Source organism: Alcanivorax sp. HI0044 (assembly GCF_001634945.1).
In genome coordinates, this window is record NZ_LWEZ01001794.1 from 1 (window position 1) to 733 (window position 733).

Here is a 733-nt window from a genome sequence, read left to right on the forward strand (position 1 = left end):
CATCTGATGCCGAATGTACTGGGTCAACGCATCGCCCGCATCGGTGAGCACCACCTTCTTGCCGATCCGCTTGAACAAGGTGACCCCAATCTGCTCTTCCAGCTTGGCAATATGCTGACTCACGCCAGATTGCGTCATGTGAGCCCGCGTGGCCGCATGGGTAAAACTGCGTGTTTCTGCCGCCGCCATAAAGGCCTTGAACAGGCGCGTGTCCAGCAGAGTGAAATCCCGGTTGGAAAAACCCATCAGCCAGCCTCCTCCGCCGGCGCGGGCACCGCGGGGCTGGTGGCGAACTGCAGATTCAGGCTATCACCTGCCTGCACATGGAGCCCGGCATAGCGAGCAAAGGGGGAAGGTGGCACAGAGCAAGGCACGGATTCGCTCAGCAACGCTCGTTCGCCCAGCCCTTCGGCCAGTGGTTGCGGATTACCAGTCCAAAGCGACCAACAAACACAGAGATCATCGTCCAGATACAGGAACGCGCCAGACAGCCCCTCTGGCATAGCTTTCAGCAATCCGGCAAAACGCTCACAAACCGCGCCCCGGAAGGCCTCTGCGGTTTCCTCCGTGCGCACCGCGACTTCACTGATAACCCGCCCGGATTGCCAACTCTCACCGTGATCAAGAACCTGCATGGCCCCGGTCTGGGATGGGTCACCGCGAAACTGCGCCGGGAATGCACTGTGGCTGGCCGGCCGGCCCGCCACAGTGCATTCCCGGCGCAGTTTCGCGG

Annotated in this window: 2 protein-coding genes; both read right to left on the bottom strand. The window is 61.4% G+C overall.

All coding sequences use genetic code 11. The annotated features are described in order from the left end of the window. Positions 1-246, bottom strand: a 246-nt coding sequence (locus A3730_RS26825) for a LysR family transcriptional regulator (protein ID WP_156501393.1), incomplete at its 3' end; no start/stop codon positions are given. After that, the coding region (locus A3730_RS26830) for a hypothetical protein (protein ID WP_231884060.1) at positions 246-733 on the bottom strand (488 nt) is incomplete at its 5' end. The genes A3730_RS26825 and A3730_RS26830, both read right to left, overlap by 1 nt.